The following is a 14,684-nucleotide window of genomic DNA, read 5'->3' on the forward strand; positions in this document are numbered from 1 at the left end:
ACCCATAGCTCGGTGATTAATCTCTAATGAACAGTATTAACCTTCACTTGAACCTCATTTCTTTTCAAATGCGGCACTACAAACGGAGCATCATACTGAGCAATAAAAAAATGTCCAGTCATCGCTAACTCATTTTGCTTTTTAACCCATTCACCCAATTCTTTTTTATGTTCCTCAATCTTGCTTAACTTATTATTCCCAGAGTAGGTAACAACAGCAGCATTGTAAGGCTCAACTTCCTCCAGCATGATTTCCGGATTTTTAGGCTTCGGGGCCGTGGCCAGTGTGTACTCTTTAGGAAGAATAAATGACATCGTCCAGGCCCCATTAGGATCTTCATGTTGTAATATCGGATCGGTCATAGGAAGCTGCTCGTTTTTTTTGCTCTCACTTCCTTCAAAGATGTAGGCTGCAAGCTTTTCAAAAGCATGCTCTCTAAAATAATCATAAGACATCCCATGAAGTGTAATTTTCGCAATCAGTTGCTTCGGATAATGTCTCACTTCAAAGTCACCATCTTTTTTAAGAACGTTATAAATGGGTTCTTCATTAACCCGAATACCAAACGTTTCAGGTATAGATTTAAATTTTTCTTTGATTGGGGGATGTAATTTTTCAGATTCAGTATTATTGGGTTCCATAACTGCTCCTTGTTGTTGCTATAAATAATAGCAATACGTGTGCCGCAAATGATGGAAGCTTAGGTGTGAGAATTAAAATTCGCTGATGGAACTGGAGAATGTATCACCATTGTCATGCAAAACAATAGATTGAATCTCTAGAAAGAGGTCATAAAAATTAAGATTATCTTCTTTTGTTAGTGCTTTGTTAAACTCATCATTGCTCAACATTTCAAACGTAAATTCCAGACAGTCAAGAATTTCTTCTTTAGCAAAAGGGGAGTTGGTAGAAGATGAAAAAAAGAGGTAGTTTTTTTTATAAATTTCTTCGTCATTCATTATTTTAGAATACAAAAAGACCACATTATTCCACGATTCGATAACCGATAAATCCGAATCGAAGATAATTTTATGAAATGAATTTTTTAAATTCCATTTACTCATTTTGCACTTACAACTTCATATCCAATTTGTTCAATAGCTTTAATTGCTTCATCGTTAATGATTGAAATCGAAGAGACGAATCTTAACTTTACACTGGCCTCAAGTCCTAATATATCTCTTAGGGCCTTATGCTCAATTAATTGATCAAGAATACTCTTAGTACCATGGTTAAGTAGTCTCATGTTTATAGGCTTATTATAAGCTTTAACTTCCACCCAGGTAACAACGCCTTGATTATTTTCAGTGATCAAGTCAATCTCTTTACTTCTTATCATTTTAAAAATCTTGCTGATGACAATCTGTCTTTGATCCATTGAAAAATGGTTTTCTTCTAAGAATCTATAAGCTTCTCTAAAAAGACCTTCTTTGTGTGGATTGATGAACTCAATGATTTCTTCGTTCGTCATTTTGCTCACTTTAACTTCCAGAGCATTGACCTTTTCAGCAATGGCCCTTTCAGTGATTGGATTGCTTGGACCTGCTTTATCAAATCTCATTCCACGCATTAAAACTTTTTCTTTTGAAGTCGCCATACCCATTAATTCCCCATAGCCACCTTGAAAATCACTAAGGGTATCAACAACTCTTAAGTACTGAAAAAACACTTGATCTACTTGTGTTCCCGTTACATCGTCATCAATAGGAATGACTGTATCTAAATTAGGAATAGTCGTTTTTCCTTTTTCATAAGAAGCGATAAGTTCAAGATCATATTGCTTAATACTTTTCCCCTGCGAAACCTTGCTTTTTACTTTTGAGACTTCTTGAATAAAAAGTTGAACCTCGGGAGATTTACTATTTGGAAGCTGCTGAAGATCTGAGATCAACAAATCATAATTGTTAATAGTTTTACGCTTAATTCCTTCAATGTAAGTAAGAGCATCTCTAAGAGTAGGTGGTCTCTTATTTAATGTAAAAAAATCCTGATAGTATTGGCCATAATCAATTGAACTCAGTCTTATGCCATCCATTCTTTGAATAAGATTCTTATTTTGTCCTAATAAAGAGGTCGATGGAATTTCCAATGCCACAATATTTTTATTAAAAAATAAAGCAACTAACTCATCACATCTTTCAGACGCAACTGAGCGCTCGTTTACAGACTCAACATTTGGTTGGATGTGTGAGCAGCTAGAAAGTAATAAAATAAACAGTAGTGATAATAGGGAAGTTTTCATCTAGAAATTTTAACATGTTTAAGGACTTAAACAGGGTTAATTGTGATGCTAAAAAAGTTGCCTATTTGAGAGAGGAAATGGCCTTTAAAACTAGGTAAAAGATTCCATTTTGAGGGATAAATTGGGGCATTTGCATTTTACAAATTTCCACCAGATCGAAGACCTGGTGGAAATGAGAGAATTATTGTTTACCTAGCTCAAACTCGGCCATGAAATTTCCCGTCGTCGTCTCACAAGCATTTTCGAATTTTGCATTAAATTTTAAAGCAAAGTAGTAGTAATATTTATGAACATATCTGAAACCATCTTTGAAAATAGCATCAAGATCTTCTTTTTTTAGTTCGCATGTTTCATCTTTTATTTCTGAAGCCACATAATTTAAAATATCGTTTTTTGAATCGATACTATAGTGAACACTGTATACGCAAGATGGCGCTTGTGAGGAAATAACACTGATAACTGCATTTTTCATTTCATGATCAACACTCATGTATTGAAGGCCTAAACCTTTGTCAGTCATGATTGTTGGAGCAGCAGCTTCATCACGAAAGCTTTTGCATGAGTATTTTGTAAAGTGTGCGTGGTATCTGTATTCGTCTGCATTTGGAACGTCTGCGAAAGCTGCAGTCACAGCGAAAAGGCAAAATATTAGAATGTATTTCATTTGATTCTCCATTGAATGATTGGAGGATTTATACTTGTTTGAGTACTGAAACACAACCCCGTCAGGCTAAAATTACAGGTCTAAGTTGCTAATATCAAATACCTGTAGAGTTTTCATAGTTTACTTTTGAGGGGAGGTTTTATGTTAGATTGCTGCCTTATGAAAATAACACTTCTGGCAATCCTATCGATGATTTCAACTGCGGCCTTGTCTGCAGTCAATCCTACAATTTTATATGTAGGGGACTCCCATAGTTATGGAAAACTTGGAGTGACGATTGAAAAAAATCTTTCAACGATTTCTGATCGCATTATTTTAGAAGCAAGTTGTGGAGCGACTCCAAGTACGTGGCTGGGAAATAATAAATTCGAAAAAACTGTTTGCGGATTCTGGAAAAAAGACGGCAAAGAAGAAGTGAGATCGCAAGAGCACCAGACTCCGAAATTTGCTGATGAGTTAGCGAAGTATCGCCCTGATGTCACGATTGTTCAGTTGGGAACTAACATCGCAGTGAATGCACCTAAGAGTGCAACGAAGAGTATTGTGGCGATGATGAATGCTATTGAGTCAGAAGACAGTATCTGTATTTGGATTGGGCCACCTGATGCTAATTCGAAAGTAGTGACGAGAGAGAGATTGAAAGAGACGAATGCACTGCTAAGTGAATTGGCGAAAGCGAATAAATGTTTTTATATTGATAGTTTGAAGCTTACGAGTTTTCCTGCGAATAATAAGGAAGGGATTCATTATCCGCCGAGTTTGTCTGCTGAGTGGGGGGGGAAAGTGAGTTTGGAATTGTTGAAGATTCTAGGTAGTGACCATTAATCAAGTCACCTCATCATTTCTTAAGCTATTGTAATGATCTAATTAAATATCAAAATTTCGGCCTGAATTCTAATCCTATTATAATTGGATTTAGATTTCATGATAGTCACAACTCTCGAAAACCCTCTAGTCAATATCCCGTTGGTGATTTTCCTAGTTACTATGGAGACTAGTCAGTTCAGGAAAAATCATTTCAAACTTTTCATTACGAATTTTATCAAGGGCCACGATGTGGTTCTTGAGCTGCTTTAGTAAATCTGACTGATTTGTATTGTGAACTTCCAGAAGCTTAACAAGAGATGAGATATTCTTCTTCTCAGAAGAAGTTAGGTCGCTTTGTTTAAGTAAGTGTGTGAGCTTTGCTATCGCTTGCGTTTTTAGTTCATCAGGCAAAAGGTGGAGCTGCATAAACTCAGGTTCATGAAGGATATCAGGATAGACTTCAACTTTTCTTCCCGTTCTCACTGCAATATCTTTAAAGAATAAAAACAATTCATCAAAATAAAGCACATTGAAAATCGAAACAGTGCAATTGATATCAATACTCACATTCTCAGGAAGTAGTAATGTCTTATTAAAATTCTCTTGAATCATAGACCACTTACTAGGCGATCTCAACCAGTCATTCTTTTCCTTCAGACCATCAATCGAACAGCTGAGCGAAATCTTCTTAAAGCTCGGAGCAATCTTTAAAAACTCTTCCGGCAATAACGTCAGATTAGTATTATATCGAAGATAAATATTCTTAGCGTAGTCATTTTCCTTGAAGAACTTTAACAAAGAAAAATGCTCTTTAATTAACATCGGTTCACCACCGGTTAAATAAATCTCTTCAATACTCCCTGCGATCGAATGAAACTGCTCCCAGAAATCGGGACTCTTGTGCCAGGACTCACTTAAGCGTGCTTGATCCAAGGTACTTTGATAACTTTGTAAAACAGCATTCGTTGGATGAGCTTCAACTTCACGGGCCCAGGCTGAACTGAAAAGTGGATTGCATGTTCTGCATTTCAAATTACAAAGGTTACCAAGTCTAAGATCAAAATAAACAGGAGGAGAGTTGATCTTTCCATTCTGATTTTTTGCACAAGCTATAATTTCCTTTGATGTCTCAAGATATTTTCGGTTTTCACTTTGGCGCTTAGATATTTTTCCTGTTGCTTCTTCATTATGACAAAATTTACATTCCGGAGGAACAGCTTGAGAGAGCATCTTCTCACGAAATGAATCCATCCATTTTGAGTGCCAGATTTCATTTATCGATTGGGCCGAGAGGTGAGAGCGTTTTCCATCATCATTTAAAACATAACTATTTTGACTGAAACAACAAACGCGAGGACTTCCATCAGGCTTACAACTGAAGTGGACAAAAGGGACGACACAAAAATGTTGAGGTAATACAGAACTCATTCTAATCCTAACTCCGGAACAATTTTTGAAATATTTTGATTTCGGAGTTGATCTAATTTTTTTGTATATGCAATAAATTGGTTCCATTGAGAAGTTTTTGAAGAATCCAATAAATTCACTAGGGCCGAAACCCCAGGATAAGCGATTTCTTTTTGAAGTATCTGTTGTGCTTTTTCAGCAAGATTTTTTGGTAAAACATTCAGAGCAAGATAAGATGGGTCTTGAACAAAATCTAAATTTATAAAAAGATTTTTATTTCTAAAGAACTCAATGAAGCTTGGGATTTGGAAAATATTATAAATCTGTACAGTGCAACCAATGATGACTTTTACGGGAGCATGAGAGGCCAGCTCCTGCATTTTATCAATATTGCGAAGAATCTGCTCGAAGCGACTTGGCGTACGGATATAATCATTCACTTCGTAAAGGCCATCAACTGAAACTCTTAAATTCACTTGTTCAAAATGTTTCCACAACTCAGGCAGGTCATTATCCCAAACAGTACCGTTTGTGCTGTAATTTAATTCGATATGAGAAGCATGGCCTGATTGGATACAATATTTTAAAAACTCTTTATTGGCCGTAACAAGAAAAGGCTCACCACCAGTAAGTCTGACTGTTCGAAGTTTTGGTACAACTCGTTTTAGTTGCTCCCATACTCGCGGGTCTTGCGGCCATTCATTTTTTTCAAGACGTGACCAGGTTTTATCGTCAGGTTGAGGGACTAGCTCTCCTAAGTCCCTCCATTCTTTCATCCATGCAGAAGACGAATAAGGATCACACATACGGCAACGCAGATTGCATATATTTCCCAGGCGTAAGTCCAAGAGCTCGACTTGATCAATCTTGATAGTTGAGGCCAGGTCTTCATTTGATAAATCAGGGTATTTTTCAAGCCAAGCCGTTTTCGCAGATTTTATTCCTGCATTGTCTTGGCGATAACAATTTTCACATGCCCTAACGTGTTCATTCGCTAGCATTTTCTTACGAACTTCCTGAAAGAAGTTTGTATTCCATGCTAATTGCAAATCATCGGTAAGCTTTGCGACTGAGCCATCTTCATATTTAGAAATGTTTGCATCTTGTAAGCTGGAACAGCAAAGCCTTACACTTCCAGAAGGAGTTGCAGACAATTCTTTCCAAGGAACAGGGCAAAATGTGTTATTGGGCTTAATCATTTTCTTGATAAGTTTAACGAGAAAGAACTAGGGGAGCAACTTTTGATAAAAATGCTGCATTGTGAATGTTCAAAATACCTTAACCGCTATTTAACTTATGCCTCTTAAGACCTATATAACTGGCCTTAAGAGGCATTTTAATTATGCCTGGTAACTAGTTTCTTGATGGTATCCATTTTCTTTATAAAACTGCAAAGCTTTCATTTCTTCTTCGTCCATCACTCTTCCGAAATTTACAACTTCATTAAAAGCTTTCTGAGCAGCTTGTGGGAAATGCTCAAGAGCGATTCCTTCAAGTTCCAGTTGCTTTAATTTCTTTTGTAGCTTTTTAAGCATCATTTCGATTTCCATAAACTCACGAGCGTGAGGAAGTTTTGGAGTTCCTCTTAGAGCTTCTTCTACACCTTGAGACTTTGCCATCTTAACGAAGCTTCTGATCTCTTTTACAGGGAGAGTTTTAATATGGTTAAGAGATTTTTTCTGTTCGTCTTTTGTCAGTTTAACAAATTCATTTGTCTGGCTGATTGAAAGCTCACCTGATTGTCTTGCTTCTTTTACTTCGTCAGAGGCCATTTCATCACGGTTAATCGCTTCGTGAATTTGTTTTGGAGATAGACCCGTTTTTTCCGAAACAATGTTTAAGAATTTTTCAGCAGGAAGAATGACTTTCTTCTTTTGAATTTCTTCATCGTTTGCGTCCATTCCTACAACTTCTGCCGGAGCACTTTCTTCGTATGGATTGATTGCTTGATAAATTTCTTTAGCACGTCTTAGGTGACCTTCAACTTCGACTTTATTTAAATCTTTTCTTACAAGATTTTCATCGATTGAAATTAGTTCTCTTTCTAATTCACCTTTGTCGATAACAACAACTGGTGCTTCAGTGTAGCCCAGGTTTAAAAGGGCCTGGTAGCGGCGAGCGCCTGCCAGAATAACGTTATCTACAGAGATAACCAGAGGAGCGATAAGACCGACAGTAGAAATTGATTTTTCAAGATCTGTTACATCAGTTCCTAATCTTAAATAAGCGTTCGTTGCTTTAAGGTCGTTAAGCCTTCTTGTTTCAGTTTGTACTTGCACTTGTGCGTCTCCAAAATGTCATTGTGTGTGTGAATGTGTGGAGCATTAGAATGAAGATTGTGAGGCTTATTGTCAGTTAAATTATGCTTAAAATATATGACATCTTCTAGCATCGCGATTTTTGATGTTAGAAGAATTTATTTAGAAACAATGCGCGTTTTTGAGTTGCGTAAATATGGGCCTTTTCCAATGAAAAAGGCCCATTTATTTTTTATTGTAGTTGACGATTGGAAGGTGATGATTGCAATGAATGATTCATTTTCCAAGCGAGATAAGCACCAGCAGCTACGGCGCAGACTCCACCGACAATCATCGTATTTCTTTTTATATGATTATAAGACCCTTCAATTTGCGAAGTGGAAGCAGGTGTCGGTGAAAATAAGGTCCCATCGTCAATTGGCGCTCTTTTTCCATTTTTAAAGTGATGTTCCATGACTCTCGCCAAAGAATTGGCCGAGGATTCCGGAGCAAGGTTACCGATAAATTTTGCAACTCTCGCAGTGAGACCAATGAGCTGTTTATTTTTTGGATTTTTAGCAAGCTCGACAATCTCATCAGCAACTCTATGAGCACTAATCACTGGATGCATCGGCTTCATTTCAACTCCCACATAATTCGCTCCATGCTTCATTCCTGGCGAGCCAACAAAACCTGGGAAGACATCACAGATATGAATGTCAGGCCACTCACGAAACTCTGCTCTAATCGCATCCATAAAGCCTCTTAGACCAAACTTACTGGCCGTATATGAAGCTGAGTATGCACTTGGAATGTAGGCTCCGATTGAGTTCATATTGATGATGGTTCCTGATCTTTGTTTTTTGAAATAAGGCAGAACCGCGTGTGTTCCATGCATGTAGCCCATTAGGTTAACGGCAACAACTTGTGCATGTGAATCCATGGGAACAATTTCATAATTCCCAATTGCCCCAACTCCGGCATCATTGACCCATACGTCGATGCGTCCGTTAAAAGCATTGGCCGCTTTACGGGCCAGCTCCAGCACAGAGTCTGCGTCAGTCACGTCAGTTTCAACAACTAAAGTTTTAGCTCCAAACTTTTCACATTCTTTGGCCACATCTTTCAAAGTGCCCTCATTTCGTGAAGCTAGAACGACATTGGCCCCTTCTTTGGCGAAAGCAAGAGCTGTTCCATGTCCGATACCGCTTGATGCTCCCATTATGACCACTGTTGAATTTTTAATTGTCACGTTCTCCTCCTTGATTGGTAAAGTAATTTTAGATTACAGTCATGGGAGTAAATGCATAAATCATTCCACTATTAAGTGCGAGCGCAACATATTGCTGCGTTTACTGTGCTTATCAAATGAAGTTTAATGCATTGATAATTAGGAAGAGGCCTTTGTGTTCGAATCAGTTCTATTTTTACATTCATGGTTTCGTTGGGTGGTTTTAATCAGCATTATTTCATTGGGATTTAAATTTATTAAATCCTGGATTAAGAATGAAAAATGGAGTTCAGCAGACAATTCATACCTCAATGGATTCTCTCAAATTTATTACACACAATTAGCTATTGGTCTGACTTTATATTTCGGTCTGAGTCCAATTCCTAAAGCCATTATTTCTAATCCTGATCTCATAAAAGATCCTTATTTCTTTTTCTTTGGAATTAGGCATGCACTTTCAATGATTCTGGGAGTAGGTGTGTTTCATATGGGAAAATGGATCGCTATAAAAAAGCCAATTGAATCTCGTTATCGAATTTTATCTATCACAATGATTGTCACTCTTTTGATTGTTATATCAGCAATCCCATGGCCTAAGCTGGTTTATGGAAGGGATTTATTTCGTTGGTTTTAATCGGAGAGTTAAATGAAAAATAATCTTAAATTTTTTGCCGCCACATTGGGGCTGATGGGAGTTTTAATTTTCTCTTATCTGCAAATCAGAGGAGAGAGAAACTTTAATCCACTTACTCATCCCTTAAAAACATCAACGGGAACTATCACTCTCAATGATCTAAAAAAAGATAATCAGATCGTGCTTATGTATTTTGGATTCTTAAGTTGCCCGGATGTTTGTCCGACAACTTTAAGCTTAATGTCGAGTGTCTTTAAATCCCTTCCTAAAGAACAGCTTGATAGAATTACTTTTCTCTTTATTGATCTAGACCCTGAGAGAGATTCCATGGAGAGAATGGTGAAGTACTCATCTTATTTCCATCCGAAGATTCGTCCAGTGATCATGAGCTTGAAAGAGCTCGATCTCTTTACCAGATCCTTTGGTGTGGTATTTATGAAAATGCCATTGAAGTCGACAATGGGTTATACGATTGATCATTCAACTGACATCATTGTTTTATCTCCAGAAGGGAAGATGCTTCAACCTATTGCTCATGGTTCACCTAAAGTCGTTATACTTGATCAGCTTAATAAAATTTTTAATCCACAAGGTATCCAATGAAAAAAATCATCCTAACTCTTAGTCTAGTTTTATCTGTAAACTTATTTGCTGCTGATATTGAAGTTAAAGATGCGTCTATTAAACCAACATTACCTGGAATGCAGGTGACAGCTATTTTTATGAAGCTTATTAACAACACTGATAAAGATATAAAATTGATGAAAGTGACAGGGGACTTCGCAGGAACTTTTGAACTTCACAATATGGAAATGGCGGGTGGGAAGATGGTTATGAGACCAGTTGATTTTATCTTGCTTAAAAGTAAGTCTATGACTGAGTTAAAGTCTGGTGGACTGCATGTCATGGTTTTTGATGTGAAGGGCCCGATAATGGCAGGTAGTGAGTATAAAGCGAAGCTCGTATTGGATAATAATAAAGAAGTTTTTTTTACGGCGAAGTCTTTAGAAATGCCAGCTCATCATCATTAAAAAGTTCCATTAAAAAGTTCCAGCAGACTTGTGGTTGAGCGCTTGCGCTACCACAAGTCTGCTGGCACCTATAAAAGTTTTTCGATTTTTACGAACTGCTGTTCCCATCCCATCTTGGAAAAAAGAGACATTAAAAGAGGAATTCCTTCTTGTTGAACTCTCACTTTCGTTCTTTGCCCTTGAGGAGTGAAATCAATAGTAATTGTCATTTCATCACGCCAGTTACCCGGAAGCCCTGCTTGTTTTGCAGTCATCGGAGTTCCTGTCTCATCAGAAAAGGACATCTTTGCAACGATTCTTCTGTGCAGAACAATCTCAGTGTATCTTCCAGTATTCCAAGTCGTCTGATCCTTAGGCGATTTCATCGCATATAAAAAAGAAGCACCCACTCTTAAATCATTTTGAATGATCGGAGCTGTGTAGTGGTTTGGCCCCCACCATTTTTGGATTGAGGCAGGCTCAGTCCACACTTGCCAGACTTTTTCCACAGGAGCATCAAAGATTGTTTCAATCACGACGACAGAAGGTGTTCTGGCAGCGTAAAAGAAAAATCCTAAAGCAATCACACACAAGAAACCAACAGCAATTCCAAATTTTTTCATATGAACCAATCCTTATTCAAGTTCAACCTGATCAAAGTAATCATACCCAAAAGGATCGATTTTGAAATTCTTTACTTTTTTATCCATCACGCGGAAAACTTTTGCGTGAGCAATCGTCACCCATGGAGCTTGTTCTTTAAAAATTCTCTGAGCTTTTTTATAAAGATCTGCTCTGATTTTTTGATTTGTTACACGTCGTGCTTGAACCACTAGGTCATTGAAGTCTTTGTCACACCATCTCGCCGTATTGTTTCCAGACTCTACACTCGCACAACTTAAAAGATCGTTTAAGAAAGTGTCCGGATCATTATTTCCAGTCCATCCAAATTGAATCATCTGTTGAGTTCCAGAGCGAGAGGTCTTTAAGAATGTCGGCCAGTCAAAAGTCACAAGTTTAACTTTGATTCCCACTTTTGCGAGGTCGGCTTGCATAAGTTCGCCCATCTTCTTTCCGTCTGGATTGTAGGGACGAGTAACAGGCAGAGTGATCATTTCTGTTTCGAATCCGTTTTCATATCCAGCTTTTTTTAGAAGAGCTTTTGCTTTTTCGATACTGTAGTCATAATCCTTTAAGTTTTTGTCATAAGACCATAGGGCCGGTGGAACGGGGTTAGAAGCAACAACACCTGTACCATGATAAATAGCATCGATGTAAAGTTTACGGTTAAGAGCGTGGTTAACAGCTTGTCTTACCAGAACGTTATCAAAAGGTTTTTTTGTGACGTTCATGGCAAGGTAACCAACGTTTAATCCTTCCTGACTCATAACCAACACTTCTTTGTTGGCACGCATATCATCTAAATCAACAATTGAAGGTAGTGTTACGAACTGACATTCTTTCGCTTTTAATTTTTGGTAACGAACAGTTTGGTCTGGAGTGATCGCAAAAATAAGTTTGTCGATTTTATTTTCTTTTTTACCTTTGTAACTTTTAGCATCCCAGTATTGAGGGTGTGCCACGTATCTGATTAATCCATCTTTCACGTAAGAAACGAAAGCAAAAGGTCCTGTACCAATAGGAAATTGGTCCATATCTTGTTTGCGGTTTTCTTTTGCTAATTTGTCTCCGTACTCAGCTGAAAGAATGCTCATGTAGTTTCCGGCCATGTAAGCTAGAAAAGGAGCTTGAACTTCATTTAAAGTAATTTGAACTTTATACGGATCAAGGGCCACAACGTCTTTGATATTATCTTTGATGTTATTTTCATACTGAGTGTAAATCCCTCCGCTCACTCCATGGAATGGGTGATCTTTTACTCTTTGTCTGTTGATTGAAAACACAACGTCTTCAGCATTGAAGTCACGAGTCGGAGTGAAGTAACTTGTCGTGTGGAACTTAACACCTTTTCGTAGCGTGAATGTATAAACTTTTTCATCTTTAGAGATTGTGTATGACTCTGCTAAACCAGGAATCATTTTTGTTGTTCCCAATTCAAATCTTAAAAGCTTGCTATAAAGTGTAATAGCAGAAGCGTTGTAAGAAGGAGCATCTGTGACAACTTGTGGATTGAAAGATGCGGGAGAAGCTTCCGAGCAGTTAACAAAAGTTTTTGCTTGGACTGACAGCGTTCCCATCAGGGCGATCATAGTAACAAACTTAATACCGATAGACATAAAATCTCCTAGTAATTGACTACTAGAGTATGCATCAGTTTTAAATATTTTTAAAGGGAAGATGCTCGCTCAGTTTTAGAATGGATTGCTCTACATGCACTTTCTCAGTTTCAATGAACTCAGCAATGGCATTTTGGAATGCAGGGTGTTTTATTTTATGAGCACTATAGGTGCGAACGGGTCTGAACCCTCTGGCAATCTTATGTTCACCTTGAGCGCCTGCTTCAAAAACAGCAATACTATTTTCAATGCAAAAATCAATTCCCTGATAGTAACAAAGTTCAAAGTGAAGATTTTCGACGTAGGAAGTTGAGCCCCAGTATCTACCGTAAAGCTTTTCGCTATCGTAAAAAAAGAGTGAACCGGCAATGGGGAAGTTATTTTGACTAGCTTCCACATAGAGGATGTTTTTGCTCAGGTTCTTGAAAATCAACTCAAAGAATTCTGCATTCAAGTAATCAAAAGAGTTCTTATTCACAATCGTCGAAATATAAAACTGGTACATCCTGTCGGCATGCTCTTTGGTCAGTTCATCACCAGTGTAGCGTTTGATAGACAGGTTATCGTACGATCTTTCCGTTCTTATATGCTTGGCCTTCTTCGATTTTAATTTAGAGAGAAAATCTTCAAAGCTTTTGTAACCAGGATTAAAGAAATGGTACTGGATACTTTCTCTTATCAAATAGTTATTTTTTTGAAATAAAGGAATTTCAGCGTTTGTTAAAAAAAGAAAGTGTGTTGAAGAAAAATCGTTCTTCATAAAAAAATCATCGTGCGCTTTTAATAATGCATCGGCCAGATTTTCATCAAAAGATTTCATTAAAAAGTGCTGAGTTGTCACTGGTGTAAAAGGAAGAAGAGAAGTGAGTTTAGGATAATAGGGAATACCATATTTTTCAAAAGCTTCTGCCCAACCCCAGTCAAAAATATACTCACCATAACTATGAGTTTTAATAAAACTCATTAATATTCCAGAGTCATTTCGAGTAAAGGCCGGCGTCCATCCTGTTTCAGTTTTTACACTTCCACTTTGCATAAGTGCATTTAAAAATTCAAAATTTAAGAATGGATTGGTCTGTGGTTGGTGAAGAATCCACTCAGGTTTGTTTATCACAACTGGCCTTGCCGCACTTATAGCTGCACATGTAATGGATTTTTTCGGAGTCACTCCATGAGTCTTTTATTTCTGTTTTAAAAATAGCATGGTTCATGATTTCAGTTGGCGTATGATGATAAATTGAATTGAAAAATGGGGCATATTGCTTTTCCATTTTTTCAATGTGGTATTCGCGCTTGCTTGAATCATCAGTATGTTTCCATCCAGCGATATGACAGCAAGGCCAGATTCTTCCTTCATGATCTATGTAGGCCGTTTCATCTCTCGAGCTTTCACAGTCAATTTCAATTGAATTTAATTTTTCTTTTGTAATCGTAAGATCTTGTCGGGTTAATTTAGGAAGTCTTGAAAGAAGTTCAGCTTGCTCGTTTGTTGATAAAATTTTGTAGTCAGGATGATAATCTTCAGCAAAATTCTTTTTCACTTCAAATTTGGCAAATCCAAGTTGCACTGAAAGCGCGCGGGCGGCTTCAATTTGATGTTCATTGTGATTAAAAACGATAAACATCCACATTGCACGGCCTCCGGCCTTGATAAATGTTTGTGCGTTTTCCATGACAGAGTTCCACGAAACTCCTCTGCGATAAATATGATTTGTGTCTTCTAGTCCATCAATAGCAAACTTAACAAATCTTCCACGCCCATTTAGACGAGAAGCAAGCCCCATCCAGAGATCTTTTGACCCAAGACTCCCGTTGGTGTGAAATATTAAACTTAAGTTTGGCCTGTGCAGATCTAGATAATCGAGTATTTCCAAAAGATGAGTACTGGCCATCGGATCGCCGTAATTGCCGCAGAATAGAATTTCTTCGAGTTCATTGAAATAAGGATCCAGCAAAGCTAGTTTGAATGACTTCGGATCTATATGAATATTTTTTTCATAGTGATTATTTTCAGCACCTACAATATTTTGTCTGTAGCAATGTAGACACTTTGCATTGCAGGTGGATACTAAATCAATTTGAATAAAACGTATTGGGCGCTTATACATGCCTAAAATGATATCCTAGGTAATTTTGTTATTCTAGCGAATATGTGGGACATCATTTATTTGGACTGAAAAATGCAGTAGAAGTATTAATATCATCTAAAGAGAAG

General features: G+C 37.5%; 16 protein-coding genes. 4 read left to right on the top strand and 12 right to left on the bottom strand.

Features of this window, described 5'->3' with window-relative positions; translation table 11 throughout:
• Positions 1–23: 23 nt before the first annotated feature.
• The 4 genes from SHI21_RS13920 to SHI21_RS13935 form a co-directional block, all read right to left on the bottom strand.
• The gene (locus SHI21_RS13920; protein ID WP_323577272.1) at positions 24–641 is read right to left on the bottom strand and encodes an SOUL family heme-binding protein; all 618 of its coding nucleotides are present in this window, start codon (positions 639–641) and stop codon (positions 24–26) included.
• Positions 642–713: 72 nt separating this feature from the next.
• Positions 714–959 (bottom strand): hypothetical protein, encoded by a 246-nt coding sequence (locus SHI21_RS13925; RefSeq protein ID WP_323577273.1) that lies wholly within the window; start codon positions 957–959, stop codon positions 714–716.
• A gap of 101 nt (positions 960–1,060) precedes the next feature.
• Complete coding sequence (locus SHI21_RS13930) at positions 1,061–2,242, bottom strand: hypothetical protein (protein WP_323577274.1); 1,182 nt, start codon at positions 2,240–2,242, stop codon at positions 1,061–1,063.
• 181 nt (positions 2,243–2,423) lie between these two features.
• Complete coding sequence (locus SHI21_RS13935; RefSeq protein WP_323577275.1) at positions 2,424–2,906, bottom strand: hypothetical protein; 483 nt, start codon at positions 2,904–2,906, stop codon at positions 2,424–2,426.
• Positions 2,907–3,065: 159 nt separating this feature from the next.
• Between SHI21_RS13935 and SHI21_RS13940 the strand changes: the two genes are divergently transcribed.
• Positions 3,066–3,731, top strand: coding sequence for an SGNH/GDSL hydrolase family protein (locus tag SHI21_RS13940; protein ID WP_323577277.1), 666 nt, complete (start codon positions 3,066–3,068; stop codon positions 3,729–3,731).
• A 153-nt stretch (positions 3,732–3,884) separates the two neighbouring features.
• Here the strand turns inward: SHI21_RS13940 and SHI21_RS13945 are convergent, their stop codons facing one another.
• From SHI21_RS13945 to SHI21_RS13960, 4 genes are all read right to left on the bottom strand, one after another.
• The gene (locus tag SHI21_RS13945) at positions 3,885–5,141 is read right to left on the bottom strand and encodes a twitch domain-containing radical SAM protein (protein WP_323577278.1); all 1,257 of its coding nucleotides are present in this window, start codon (positions 5,139–5,141) and stop codon (positions 3,885–3,887) included.
• The gene (locus SHI21_RS13950) at positions 5,138–6,319 is read right to left on the bottom strand and encodes a twitch domain-containing radical SAM protein (protein WP_323577279.1); all 1,182 of its coding nucleotides are present in this window, start codon (positions 6,317–6,319) and stop codon (positions 5,138–5,140) included. Before SHI21_RS13950 ends, SHI21_RS13945 begins: the two co-directional genes overlap by 4 nt.
• 141 nt (positions 6,320–6,460) lie before the next feature.
• Positions 6,461–7,399, bottom strand: a complete 939-nt coding sequence (locus SHI21_RS13955) for a ParB/RepB/Spo0J family partition protein (protein WP_323577281.1) — start codon at positions 7,397–7,399, stop codon at positions 6,461–6,463.
• 211 nt (positions 7,400–7,610) lie between these two features.
• The gene (locus SHI21_RS13960) at positions 7,611–8,609 is read right to left on the bottom strand and encodes an SDR family oxidoreductase (protein ID WP_323577283.1); all 999 of its coding nucleotides are present in this window, start codon (positions 8,607–8,609) and stop codon (positions 7,611–7,613) included.
• 154 nt (positions 8,610–8,763) lie between these two features.
• On the opposite strand from SHI21_RS13960, the gene SHI21_RS13965 reads away from it, so the two are divergent.
• Genes SHI21_RS13965 through SHI21_RS13975 form a run of 3 tightly spaced genes read left to right on the top strand, consistent with a single transcriptional unit; the run spans position 8,764 to position 10,253 of the window.
• Positions 8,764–9,222 (top strand): hypothetical protein, encoded by a 459-nt coding sequence (locus SHI21_RS13965; protein WP_323577285.1) that lies wholly within the window; start codon positions 8,764–8,766, stop codon positions 9,220–9,222.
• 12 nt (positions 9,223–9,234) lie between these two features.
• Complete coding sequence (locus SHI21_RS13970; protein WP_323577287.1) at positions 9,235–9,825, top strand: SCO family protein; 591 nt, start codon at positions 9,235–9,237, stop codon at positions 9,823–9,825.
• A complete protein-coding gene (locus SHI21_RS13975; RefSeq protein ID WP_323577289.1) occupies positions 9,822–10,253 on the top strand; it encodes a copper chaperone PCu(A)C in 432 nt (143 codons plus the stop codon). The genes SHI21_RS13970 and SHI21_RS13975 overlap by 4 nt, the downstream gene beginning before the upstream one ends.
• Positions 10,254–10,321: 68 nt before the next feature.
• On the opposite strand, the gene SHI21_RS13980 is transcribed toward SHI21_RS13975, so the two are convergent.
• From SHI21_RS13980 to SHI21_RS13995, 4 genes are read right to left on the bottom strand one after another with little or no spacing between them, the layout of a single operon-like run.
• Complete coding sequence (locus tag SHI21_RS13980) at positions 10,322–10,855, bottom strand: SRPBCC family protein (protein ID WP_323577291.1); 534 nt, start codon at positions 10,853–10,855, stop codon at positions 10,322–10,324.
• Between the two features lie 12 nt (positions 10,856–10,867).
• Positions 10,868–12,469, bottom strand: coding sequence for an ABC transporter substrate-binding protein (locus tag SHI21_RS13985; RefSeq protein WP_323577293.1), 1,602 nt, complete (start codon positions 12,467–12,469; stop codon positions 10,868–10,870).
• Positions 12,470–12,509: 40 nt separating this feature from the next.
• On the bottom strand, positions 12,510–13,583 hold the full coding sequence (locus SHI21_RS13990) for a GNAT family N-acetyltransferase (RefSeq protein ID WP_323577295.1): 1,074 nt from the start codon (positions 13,581–13,583) through the stop codon (positions 12,510–12,512).
• Positions 13,567–14,577, bottom strand: coding sequence for a radical SAM protein (locus tag SHI21_RS13995; protein WP_323577297.1), 1,011 nt, complete (start codon positions 14,575–14,577; stop codon positions 13,567–13,569). The genes SHI21_RS13990 and SHI21_RS13995 overlap by 17 nt, the downstream gene beginning before the upstream one ends.
• Positions 14,578–14,684 lie beyond the last annotated feature (107 nt).

Origin of the sequence: Bacteriovorax sp. PP10 (assembly GCF_035013165.1) — a bacterium.
GTDB classification, from domain to species: Bacteria; Bdellovibrionota; Bacteriovoracia; order Bacteriovoracales; family Bacteriovoracaceae; genus Bacteriovorax; species Bacteriovorax antarcticus.

Coding starts and splice junctions, on each gene's coding strand:
- SHI21_RS13935 (WP_323577275.1), bottom strand. CDS start 2,906: ATGAAATACATTCTAATATTTTGCCTTTTCGCTGTGACTGCAGCTTTC.
- SHI21_RS13985 (WP_323577293.1), bottom strand. CDS start 12,469: ATGTCTATCGGTATTAAGTTTGTTACTATGATCGCCCTGATGGGAACG.
- SHI21_RS13920 (WP_323577272.1), bottom strand. CDS start 641: ATGGAACCCAATAATACTGAATCTGAAAAATTACATCCCCCAATCAAA.
- SHI21_RS13975 (WP_323577289.1), top strand. CDS start 9,822: ATGAAAAAAATCATCCTAACTCTTAGTCTAGTTTTATCTGTAAACTTA.
- SHI21_RS13980 (WP_323577291.1), bottom strand. CDS start 10,855: ATGAAAAAATTTGGAATTGCTGTTGGTTTCTTGTGTGTGATTGCTTTA.
- SHI21_RS13995 (WP_323577297.1), bottom strand. CDS start 14,577: ATGTATAAGCGCCCAATACGTTTTATTCAAATTGATTTAGTATCCACC.
- SHI21_RS13970 (WP_323577287.1), top strand. CDS start 9,235: ATGAAAAATAATCTTAAATTTTTTGCCGCCACATTGGGGCTGATGGGA.
- SHI21_RS13940 (WP_323577277.1), top strand. CDS start 3,066: ATGAAAATAACACTTCTGGCAATCCTATCGATGATTTCAACTGCGGCC.
- SHI21_RS13930 (WP_323577274.1), bottom strand. CDS start 2,242: ATGAAAACTTCCCTATTATCACTACTGTTTATTTTATTACTTTCTAGC.
- SHI21_RS13925 (WP_323577273.1), bottom strand. CDS start 959: ATGAATGACGAAGAAATTTATAAAAAAAACTACCTCTTTTTTTCATCT.
- SHI21_RS13945 (WP_323577278.1), bottom strand. CDS start 5,141: ATGAGTTCTGTATTACCTCAACATTTTTGTGTCGTCCCTTTTGTCCAC.
- SHI21_RS13950 (WP_323577279.1), bottom strand. CDS start 6,319: ATGATTAAGCCCAATAACACATTTTGCCCTGTTCCTTGGAAAGAATTG.